The following is a 10,246-nucleotide window of genomic DNA, read 5'->3' as shown; positions in this document are numbered from 1 at the left end:
GTACCCCCGGGGGGGGGGGCCTATGCCCCCGCGCGCGGCCCAACCCGGGGCGGGGGGGGCGCCGTGCCCCCCCGCCCCCCCCCGCGGCACCCGGACGGGACCCGGTCGACTGCGATGTGTGGTGGGCCGCGCCGGTGACGGTGCCGGCCCACCGCCTCGCCCTTCTCGACCCGGCCGAGAGACAGCGGTACGAGCGCCACCAAGCCGATGGCGACCACGCCGCGCGGGACCGCCACGCCACGGCGGCCGTCCTCCTACGGACCCTGGCCGCCCGCTACGCCGGCTGCCCCGCCGGCCGCGTCCGTGTCGACCGGACGTGCGCCGGCTGCGGGCAGCCGCACGGCAAGCCCCAACTTCCCGGTCTCGACCTGCATGTCTCGCTCTCCCACACCGACGACCTCATAGCGGTGGCCGTCACCCGCGCCGGTCCCGTCGGGGTCGATGTGGAACGGATCGACCGAGGCCTCGACCACCGTGCTCTCGCCCGGTACGCCTTGTCGGGCGAGGAGACCGCGTGGTTCCGCGAGACGGAACCCGTCACCGGCTTCTACCTCGTCTGGACCAGGAAGGAGTCCATCCTCAAGGCCACGGGCGACGGTCTGCGTGTCCCCATGGCCACCCTCACCCTCTCTGCCCCGGGTCTGCCGGTCCGACTGCTCGACGCCACCGCCCACCCCGGCCTCCCGGCGCGCGCCCGCACCACGGACCTGCGCCCGGGACCGGACCATGTCGCGGCGGTCACGGTCCTTGCCGATCGGCCGGTGCGGATCCGCGAGTCGGACGTGTGCGCGGACTGGCTCGAGCGGGAGTGATTCCCGGCGCGTCGTCTCAGGAAGCCGTGGGCGCGGGCGTTGACGTGGTGCGCGGGCCGTGGTGCGCGGCAACGATCCGCGCGCCACGCGGGCTGTGCCGATCTTCGGGTCAGTGCGTCCGGGACGGTTCCGACGGGTGGCGATGCCGGGTGGACGCACGTGCCGCACATCCGATGACCCCTGCCGCGGCGGCGAGCCCCGCCACCGTCGTGAGCGCCACCGGCAAGGAGAACCAGTCGGCGAGGAACCCGATCGCGGGCGGCCCGAGCAGCATCCCGCCGTAGCCGAGCGTGGACGCGGTGGCCACACCCGAGGGCCCGGCCAGGGCACCGGCCCGTCCCACCGCGACCGGGAAGATGTTCGCCAGACCCAGCCCCGTGACGGCGAAGCCCGCGAGGGCGAGCCAGGTGGTGGGTGCCAGCGCGCCGATGAGCATGCCCGCCGCGGCGGTCGCGCCACCCGCGGCCAGGACCCTGGTCTGGCCCAGTCGCTCCAGCAGGGTGGTGCCCGTCAGCCGGCCGACGGTCATGGCGAGTGCGAAGAGCGCGTATCCGGCTGCGGCGATTCCCGGATGGGCGTGGAGGTCCTGCTCCAGGTGGAGTGCTCCCCAGTCCGCCAGGGCTCCCTCCCCGTAGGCCGTGCACAGCGCGATCACACCGAACAGCACGACGAGTCGGCGGGTGCGGCTGCCCCGGGCGGCGGGTGCAGGCGTGGCCGTGGGGGACGTGGCGACGTCCGGCAGCGCGGGCAGGCGGTGCCGCAGCAGCATCGGCCCGGCCACGGCCGTGATCAGCAGCCCGATCACGGTGAGGGAGAGGAGATGGGCCGCGGGGGAGAGGCCCGCGGCGACCAGCCCGCCGATGCCCGCCCCGATCATGCCCCCGAGGCTGAACGCGGCGTGGAAGCTGGGCATCACGGGACGTCGCAGCGCGGCGACCAGCTCGACGGCGACGCTGTTCATCGCCACGTTGATACCGCCGTAGGCCGCGCCGAAGGCGAGCAGCACCAGACCGAGGGCGAGCGCCGAATGCGTCTGTGCGGGCAGGGCGATGCTCAGCGACATGAGGGCCCCCGCGACCACCGTCACCGGGCGCGTCCCGAAGCGGCCGCACAGGCGTCCGGTCAGGGTCATCGTGACCACCGCGCCTGCGGACACCCCGAGGAGGGCCATGCCCAGGGCGCTGGCCGACGCTCCGGTCTGCTCCTTGATCGCGGGGATGCGGACCACCCAGCCGGCGAACAGGAAGCCGTCGAGGGCGAAGAACAAGGTCAGGGCGGTGCGGAGGCGGTTCAGGGAGTGGCGGGCGAGATCTTCGCCGTGGCTCCCCGGGGCGGCCGTCCGTGATTTGTTTAGTAGCGGCACAAAGTAAGCGTAGAGGGTGAGGCGCCCGCGACACAACCTCGCGGGATCATGGGAGACTCGCCCTCATGAGCGGCAAGGTGACGACCACGCGGACGAGGCTGGAGAGAGGCCGTAACGTTCTCGGCCCCGCGCTGGAACTGGTGCACACCGGCCGGGCGCCCACCCGCGCCGTGCTCACCGCCGAACTCGGCGTCACCCGCGCCACGGCCGGAGCCGTGGCGGCGGAACTCGAGGCGCTCGGGCTCATCCGCGTCGACTCCCGGCCCGAGGCCGCAGGCTCCCAGGGCCGCCCCTCGCACCGGCTGTCGGTCGACGGCGAAGGACCGGTGGCACTCGCCGCCCAGGTGCACGCCGACGGCTTCCGGGCCGCGCTCGTCGGACTCGGCGGCGCGATCGTCGCCACCGCCCCCGGCTGCGTCACGGTCTCCGCCGACCCGGCCCAGGTGCTCGGCGAAGTGGTGGAGGCCGGAGCCGAACTGCTCCGCGCCAGCGGGCGGCGGTGTGTCGGGGCCGGGCTCGCCGTGCCCTCCGCGGTCGCCGAACCCGAAGGTACCGCCCTGAACCCGCTGCATCTGGCCTGGTCCGCGGGCGCTCCGGTGCGGGACATCTTCACCGAACGCGTCCGTGCCGTGGGCATCGAGGGACCGGTCTTCACGGGCAACGACGTCAACCTCGCCGCCCTCGCCGAGCATCGGCACGGCGCGGGCAGGGGCGCGCGGCATCTGCTCTGTGTGGCCACCGGACATCGCGGCGTCGGTGGCGCCCTGGTGCTCGACGGGCGGCTGCACACGGGGAGTTCCGGCCTGGCCCTGGAGGTCGGCCACCTCACCGTCAACCCCGAGGGCCGCGCCTGCCACTGCGGCAGCCGGGGCTGCCTCGACGTGGAGGCCGACCCGTTGGCCTTCCTCACCGCGGCCGGCCGCGATCCGGGCCCCGAGGTGTCACTGCTGCAGCAGTCCATCGACCTGCTGCGCACCGGATACGGCGAAGCCTCGGTGCGGGCCGCGGCGGAGGAGATCGTGGACCGGCTCGGCCTCGGCCTCGCGGGCCTCGTCAACATCCTCAACCCCGACCGCATCATCCTCGGCGGTCTGCACCGCGAGCTCCTCGACGCCGACCCCGAGCGGCTGCGCGCGGTCGTCGCGGACCGCAGTCTGTGGGGGCGCAGCGGCGGAGTGCCGATCCTGCCCTGCACCCTCGATCACAACAGCCTGGTGGGTGCCGCCGAACTGGCCTGGCAGCCGGTCCTGGACGACCCGATGAGCCTGCTTCCGGCCCGCGCGTCCTGAGTCCTCGCCGTCAGCGGGAGGCTGCGGAGCGAGCCACGGCGGGCGTACGCACCTCGTGTGCGGGCCCGGCGTCGACGACGGCGAAGGGCTCGTCCAGCGAAACCGCGCCGGCGCCGTCGGAGACGAGGGGTGTGGCCACGCCCGCACCGCACACCACGGCATCGGCGAACGTCGGCCGGTATGCCAGGGGCAGTGGCGCCGGAAGTGTGAACCACACGGCCTTGCCGCCCTCGCCCTTGGGTCGCACGCCCCAGCTCTCGCTCAGCGCCGCTATCAGGGCGAGTCCGCGGCCCGTGGTCTCCAGTCGGCTGCCCGTGCTTCCCGCGGTGGGCAGGCGCGGGTCATGGTCGTGCACCGAGACGGTGAGCCGGTTGAGCAGCACCTCGAGCTCGACGGCGCACAGTTTGTCGGGCTGGGCGTGCCGGTGCACGTTGGTCAGCAACTCCGTGACGCCGAGCGCCGCATGGTCGATCAAGGGATCGAGATGCCAGTAGCGCAGTTGCGCCGACACGATTCTGCGGACCTGACCGATCCGCGCCGGCAGAGCCTGGAGCTCCACCCTGCAATGCCTGCTTGCCTCGCTGATCACGGCTGCGACTCCCCGAATGAGGTCCGGAAGAAGGCGAAGGAACGGATCCAGCAGTTGGCTGCCTGCTGTGTGTGTGCCGACGGTCTGGATCACAGAGTAGCCGCCGGTGAACCCTGAGTGATGAAGTCAAGCGTGAACCAGGAGTGACGACTACGCAACTCCGCGCGGGGGGCCGCGTGTGCCGCGAGGAGGGAGGTGTCCGGGTGCGGCGGTCAGTCGAGGTCGCCCCCGGCCCTGCGTACCGCGTCCAGGAACCGGCCTGCCAGCGCCGTGCCGTCGAGCCTGTGGCCGTCATGTGTGCGCCCCGGGCGGTCCATGGTCAGCCGGTAACGGGTGCCGTTGACCGTCGCGATGGTGCTGTCGCCGCCCGCGAACCACGGCCGGCCCGCATGGACGGCGTCCACCGGTGCACTGTCGATCACCCGGCCGTAACTCGTCAGCAGGGCGAGACGGCCGTCCTCGATGAGGACCTGACCGGCCTTGGTCAGCGAGCGGGGCCACCGCTCGATCCGCACACCCGTGGCACTGAACTCCGGTTCCTGCAAGACCGCCGCCCCCTTCGCGCGACTCGTACGAGCTGCCGCACCCAGTCTGCCCAGCCGGTCGCAGGGACGCCAGGGTGCATTTCGACACCTTGCCACAAGTAGTTGCTATGAAACCCCAAAGTGAACGTTTGTGCAGGTGAGGGGCTTATGGTGCAGTGGGGAGTGGGCTGGCGGGGCGTGAAGAAGTCAAGAAGCGGCAAGTGCAGGCAAGGAGTGGGGCGCATGAGTACGTACGAGGCGGCGGCCACGATCGACGTGGACCGGAGCGACACCGCATACCGGGCGTGGCTGAAGGACGCGGTCCGGAAGGTGCAGGCCGATGCGAACAGGTCGGCCGACACCCATCTGCTGCGCTTCCCACTGCCCGAGCAGTGGGGCATCGACCTCTACCTGAAGGACGAGTCCACCCACCCCACCGGCAGCCTCAAGCACCGCCTCGCCCGCTCGCTGTTCCTGTACGGGCTCTGCAACGGCTGGGTCCGCCCTGGCAGACCGGTCATCGAAGCGTCCAGCGGTTCGACCGCCGTCTCGGAGGCCTACTTCGCGAAGCTGATCGGCGTTCCGTTCATCGCCGTCATGCCGCGCACCACCAGTGCCGAGAAGTGCCGTCTCATCGAATTCCACGGCGGACAGTGCCACTTCGTGGACGACCCGATGAAGGTGTACGAGGAGTCGGCGGCGCTCGCGGTCGAGTGCGGTGGTCACTACATGGACCAGTTCACCTATGCCGAGCGGGCCACCGACTGGCGCGGAAACAACAACATCGCGGAGTCGATCTACCAGCAGCTCAACCGGGAACGCTATCCGGAGCCCGCCTGGATCGTCGCCACCGCCGGTACGGGAGGTACTTCCGCGACCATCGCCCGCTACGTCCACTACATGCAGTACGACACTCGCGTGTGTGTGCCCGACCCGGAGAACTCCTGCTTCTTCGACGGCTGGACCCGCGGCGACGCGACGGCCACCAGCGACTGCGGCTCGCGTATCGAGGGCATCGGCCGCCCCCGTATGGAACCGAGCTTCGTCCCCGGCGCCATCGACCGGATGATGAAGGTGCCGGACGCGGCGACCGTCGCCGCCGTCCGCGCCCTGGAACGGGCCATCGGCCGCAAGGCGGGCGGCTCCACCGGCACCGGGCTGTGGAGCGCGCTGAAGATCGTCGCGGAGATGCTGTCCGCAGGGGACAAGGGCAGCGTGGTCACACTGATCTGCGACCCGGGCGACCGCTACCTCGACAAGTACTACTCCGACGCCTGGCTGGCCGGTCAGGGTCTTGACATCGCTCCGTACGCCGAGGTGATCGACCGCTTCCTCGCCACGGGGAGCTGGCCGGACTGAGCGCCCGTCAGCGGTCAGCCGGCCAGCGAGGCGAGACGGCGGTCGAGACGGCGCACCGCGTCACGGAAGGAATAGCCCACGCCTGCCTTGCCCAGCCGCATCCCGAACCGGAGCAGCCCCGGGCCGTCGACCGCCATGGTCCACCGCACCCGGGTGCCGGACCCCGCGGGCGCGAGGCGCCACTCCTCGAGCATGGCCCGCACACCGGGCAGATTGGTTTCGTCGATCCGGTAGGCGTACCGCGTCGCGGGTTCCGAGGCCATGACCGTCTCCCGGAAACGGACCCCGCCCCGCAGAGCGACGTCCCGGCCGGCGCCCTCCCGGGTCGGCTTCGCCCGGGCCACGGCGGTGAACCAGGCCGGCCAGCCTTCGACGTCGTCGGCGAGTGCGCGGTAGACCACCGACGGAGGCGCGGCCACGTCGGCGGTGAACACGAGGCGCACGGGGGCGGACTCGACGAAGTCGAGCGGCACGGGGTTCAGCCTGCGTGGCATCGGAGCGTACCTCCGGGTGGGTCGGGCGGGATGGCGTACGGGCCGGGACACCATAGCCGCCGGAACGCCGATGCGGCAGCATCCCCACGTGAGCGAAGCGCTGCGCAGTTCCCAAGGGGCGGTCCCGTGCTCCCCGTTGGATCAGCGTGCGGCGTCGGATGCATGGGGTCTTCCCCGGCCCTTCGGGGCCGAGGCGTGGGGTCTCCCCACCGAGGGTCAGGGGAGGCGTCCTCAATACCGGGCGTATTCGGATGACCCGACACCGCAGCGTGGGGGTACCGCCCGGCGAAGCCAGGGGGAGTGCCGTAGCGGGCGTCGTGCGCCGGCTGGGGGACCGCCTCAGGCCCTGGCCAGCAGGCCGTCGACCACCCGGCCGAACACCCGGCGGGCCGCCAGCGCCACAGTCGCATCCAGGGCGCGGGGCACGCCCCGTGGCCGGAGCTCCTCCTCCCAGCTCACCCGGGACCCCCCGGGCACCTCCCGCACCTCGATCTCGGCCCAGCCGAGGACCACCCGACCGCGCTTCTCGAGGCGGCACCGGCCCGGCAGTCCCGGGGCCGGGGGCTGCCAGTGCACGACCTCCATGATGTCGTCGAAGGCGCAGGGACCCAGCCCGGTGCGCGCGACGAAGCGGGTGCCCGCACCCGGTGGAGCGGGTGTGAGGACCGAGATCCGGGTCAGCGGTACGTGCGTCGCGTGCGCGGGCCAGTCGGTGAGGCGCCGCCAGGTCTCGGCGGCGGGGAGCGGTGTCGTACGGACGACGCGGAAGACGGCCATGTCTCAGTCCCCGGTGGCCGTTTCGCGCCCGGGTGCCCCGTCCGCCAACTCCACACGCGGCAGTCGTTCCGCGAGTGCTTCACCCGTCCCGCGCGGCAGTCCCTCGGTCGCCGTGGCGTCCGGCACCGCGACGGCGCTCCGCGGCCCGGCCATGCCTGCGGCCGTCCGTGCGATGTCCTCCGTCGCGCCGGGCTCCGGCGCCGCCTTGGCTCGGCACCCCGGCTCATGTGCGCCGGCCTCGCCGTGCACCACACCGTCGTGCACGTTCGTGACGGTGCTTCGCCGGGCGAGAGCGTCCGGACCGCGGCACACGGTCACAGGGGAGACCTTCCGCCTGCGGGTGGGCTCGCTGACGCGGGCGCCGCCCCGGCGCCGCACCTCATCGCGGATCAAGGCGCGCCGACGCTCCGCGAGGAGGTTCTGCCTGCCGTTCACCACCGGGCCGCTCCTTCCGCTGGGCTGTTCATCCTGCCACGGTCCAGAGGCACTCGTACGGGGGAGATTCCAGGAGAAGCCCGCGCCGGTGAGCCACGGAGCGCGACGCTGGACAAGCGGTCGATCCTCCCAGCGGAGAGGAGCCACGGAATTGTCTGCTGCCACCCCCGCACACGATCCGGCGTATGAACCAGCCCGTTTACCGGCGCCATCGGCCGAAGGCGAGGGCGGCGGTGCCGCCCTGGAGCTCCTGGTCCACGGCGTCGGCGGCGCCACCCCGCAGGACATGCTCGGCGACCCCCGCACCGTGAGGATCACCGGCGACGCGACCGCAGCCGTCTACCGGCGCCCCGAGGACGCCGACGCCGAGCAGCACCCCGACCGATACGCACACGGCCCTGTGCCGGAGGCGTACTGCTGGGCCAACCTCACCTCGGGCAACGGCGCCCGCGCGCTCTGGCTGCTGCTCCTGCCGTTCATGGTGGTCAACCTCGCGCACTGGATGCGCCCGACGACCAAGGGCCCGCCGGCCGCGGTCAGATGTTACGGAATGCTGGTCCGCCTCGTGGCGCTCAGCCTCACCGCCCTGCTCACCGCAGCCACCTGCGAGGTCGCACTCGATCTGACGGCCTGGCAGTGCGCGGGCTCGGCACCCTGCTCGGCGAGCCGCTCCTGGCTGGGGTTCCTCTCCGCGGCGGGCGACGGCTGGTGGTCACAGCCGGGCCGGCGACTCTCGCTCGCGGCGCTCGTCCCCACGGCACTCGTGGGACTGCTCTGGTACCTGTCCAACCGCACCTGGAGCGCCTACGAGTCCCAGCGGCCGCCCGCCACCGAAGCCGCACACGGCACCGGAGCCACCAGAGTCACCGGAGCGATCGCGACCGCCGCAGCCACGGGCGGTCCGACGTCCATGCGCCCCGCACTCGGACGGCCCGGCTTCTGGTACGGGCGGCGCATAGTCGCCCGGCTGCGGGCCGCGCACACCGCGGCCGGATTCCTGATCGTGGCAGCCGCCGTCGCCGGGGCGGCCGCACGCCACGACCGCGGTGCGGACGTCCTCGCGCTCGACCTCGCGGGCCGGGCCCTGGAGTCGGTGCTCGCGCTCGCCGGAGCCTTCGTCGTCGCGGTCGTGTTCCGCCGCGGGCACAGCGACAGCCTCATCGACCAACGCATCGACCGCGCCGTCGTCGGCTGGCTGCCCGGCATCTCCCTGGTTCTGCTGGCCCTCGCCATGCTCTACGCGTCCTGGTCCCGCCCCGGCTGGGCCTCCCACGGCACACTCCCCGGCGAGGAGGCCTTCCGGATACTCACCCTCGTCCAGGGCGTCCTGATCGTGGCTCTGGCTGTGTGTGCTCATCTCCTGCACCGGCGTGCCCGCCATCCCCGCACCGCCCTGCACGGCCTTGGCGGGCCCGCGGTCGCCCTCCTGGCCTGCGCACTCGGCGGGGTCATGACCGGTGGCGTCGCCCAGCGGGTCGCCGACTGGCTGGACGGCCCCGCCACACCCGGCATGGGCCACGGGCCCATCACCGGCCCGCCCGTGCTGCTCAGTTGGCAGGCCTCGGTCATCCCCGTGCTGCTGCTCCTGCTGCTCGTCCCGTTGGCGGTACTCGCCGTGCGGACATGGCGCACCGCCCGCTCCCTCGCCACGGCGGTGGAACACGACTACCCCGACGAGCGGCCGGACGAGGTCCGCACCCGGCGCATTGCCGCCACCCGGGCCACCGCGGCCCTCACCGACGCCATCCCGGCCATCATCGGCATCCTGTGCACCGCCACCCTGCTGCTCGGCGGGGGCGCGTTGGCCGGCTCCTGGGCGACCGGTGAGGTCCCGGGCGAAGCCTTCGACCGGGCCCATCCGGTGGTGGAAGCCATCGCCGACGCCGCACAGACACTGGGCTCGCTGCTGATCGGGCTCGGCTTCGTGCTGATCGTCACCTGGGGCAGACGCGCTTACCGGGACGCGGCGGCCCGGCGGACGATCGGCATCCTCTGGGATGTGGGCACGTTCTGGCCTCGCGCCGCCCACCCCTTCGCCCCGCCCTGCTACGCCGAGCGGGCCGTGCCCGACCTCACCTGGCGCATGGCTTCCTGGACCGGCAGCACCGGCGGACGCCTCGTCATCTCGGGCCACTCGCAGGGCAGCGTGCTGGCCGCCGCCGCGGTCTGGCAGCTCCCCGCGGCCACCCGGCGCAGAGTGGCCCTGCTCACCTACGGTTCCCCCCTGGAGCGCCTCTACGGACGCTGGTTCCCCGCCTACTTCGGTCCCGCGGCACTTCGCGCGCTCCACCGGGAGCTGCACTGCTGGCGCAATCTCTGGCGTCACACGGATCCGATCGGCGGACCCCTGCTGCTCCCGCCCGAGCAGGGCAAGCCCGCCGTCGACCGTGCAGCGCTGCGAGACCCGGTGGTCTACGGGCGCACCGACAGCCATCCCCTTCCGGAACCGATACTCGGCCACTCCGACTACCAGGCCGACCCGGCTTTCGCACAGGAGCGCAGGGAGCTGCTCAACCGGTTGCCACCCGCGCTTCCGGGCCAGCGGGCCCCGGCACACACGGCGGATCCGCCGGATGACTGAGACAGGTCCTTGACGGAACATCG

General features: G+C 72.8%; 10 protein-coding genes. 4 read left to right on the top strand and 6 right to left on the bottom strand.

Annotated features, from left to right (window positions below):
• Positions 1-134 precede the first annotated feature (134 nt).
• Entirely contained in the window at positions 135-812 is a 678-nt protein-coding gene (locus ACFV6V_RS24630; protein WP_385568769.1) for a 4'-phosphopantetheinyl transferase family protein, read from the top strand.
• 109 nt (positions 813-921) lie between these two features.
• On the opposite strand, the gene ACFV6V_RS24625 is transcribed toward ACFV6V_RS24630, so the two are convergent.
• Positions 922-2,175 (bottom strand): MFS transporter, encoded by a 1,254-nt coding sequence (locus ACFV6V_RS24625; RefSeq protein WP_385568767.1) that lies wholly within the window; start codon positions 2,173-2,175, stop codon positions 922-924.
• 65 nt (positions 2,176-2,240) lie between these two features.
• Between ACFV6V_RS24625 and ACFV6V_RS24620 the strand changes: the two genes are divergently transcribed.
• Positions 2,241-3,464, top strand: a complete 1,224-nt coding sequence (locus ACFV6V_RS24620; RefSeq protein WP_385568765.1) for an ROK family protein — start codon at positions 2,241-2,243, stop codon at positions 3,462-3,464.
• 10 nt (positions 3,465-3,474) lie between these two features.
• Here the strand turns inward: ACFV6V_RS24620 and ACFV6V_RS24615 are convergent, their stop codons facing one another.
• A complete protein-coding gene (locus ACFV6V_RS24615; RefSeq protein WP_385568762.1) occupies positions 3,475-4,053 on the bottom strand; it encodes an ATP-binding protein in 579 nt (192 codons plus the stop codon).
• Between the two features lie 212 nt (positions 4,054-4,265).
• On the bottom strand, positions 4,266-4,598 hold the full coding sequence (locus tag ACFV6V_RS24610; protein WP_385568760.1) for a hypothetical protein: 333 nt from the start codon (positions 4,596-4,598) through the stop codon (positions 4,266-4,268).
• Between the two features lie 222 nt (positions 4,599-4,820).
• On the opposite strand from ACFV6V_RS24610, the gene ACFV6V_RS24605 reads away from it, so the two are divergent.
• Complete coding sequence (locus ACFV6V_RS24605; protein WP_385568757.1) at positions 4,821-5,936, top strand: PLP-dependent cysteine synthase family protein; 1,116 nt, start codon at positions 4,821-4,823, stop codon at positions 5,934-5,936.
• A 14-nt stretch (positions 5,937-5,950) separates the two neighbouring features.
• Here ACFV6V_RS24605 and ACFV6V_RS24600 read toward each other — a convergent pair whose 3' ends face one another.
• From ACFV6V_RS24600 to ACFV6V_RS24590, 3 genes are all read right to left on the bottom strand, one after another.
• Positions 5,951-6,430: an SRPBCC family protein gene (locus tag ACFV6V_RS24600; RefSeq protein ID WP_385568755.1), complete on the bottom strand. Its 480-nt coding sequence runs from the start codon at positions 6,428-6,430 to the stop codon at positions 5,951-5,953.
• A 339-nt stretch (positions 6,431-6,769) separates the two neighbouring features.
• A complete protein-coding gene (locus ACFV6V_RS24595) occupies positions 6,770-7,207 on the bottom strand; it encodes an SRPBCC family protein (RefSeq protein WP_385568752.1) in 438 nt (145 codons plus the stop codon).
• 3 nt (positions 7,208-7,210) lie between these two features.
• Positions 7,211-7,642, bottom strand: a complete 432-nt coding sequence (locus ACFV6V_RS24590; RefSeq protein WP_385568750.1) for a hypothetical protein — start codon at positions 7,640-7,642, stop codon at positions 7,211-7,213.
• A 241-nt stretch (positions 7,643-7,883) separates the two neighbouring features.
• On the opposite strand from ACFV6V_RS24590, the gene ACFV6V_RS24585 reads away from it, so the two are divergent.
• Entirely contained in the window at positions 7,884-10,223 is a 2,340-nt protein-coding gene (locus ACFV6V_RS24585) for a hypothetical protein (protein ID WP_385568772.1), read from the top strand.
• Positions 10,224-10,246: the final 23 nt, after the last annotated feature.

Source organism: Streptomyces sp. NPDC059828, assembly GCF_042731955.1.
GTDB lineage: Bacteria > Actinomycetota > Actinomycetes > Streptomycetales > Streptomycetaceae > Streptomyces.
The sequence above is the reverse complement of the archived record's forward strand: the minus strand, read 5'-3'. Positions and strand labels throughout refer to the sequence as shown.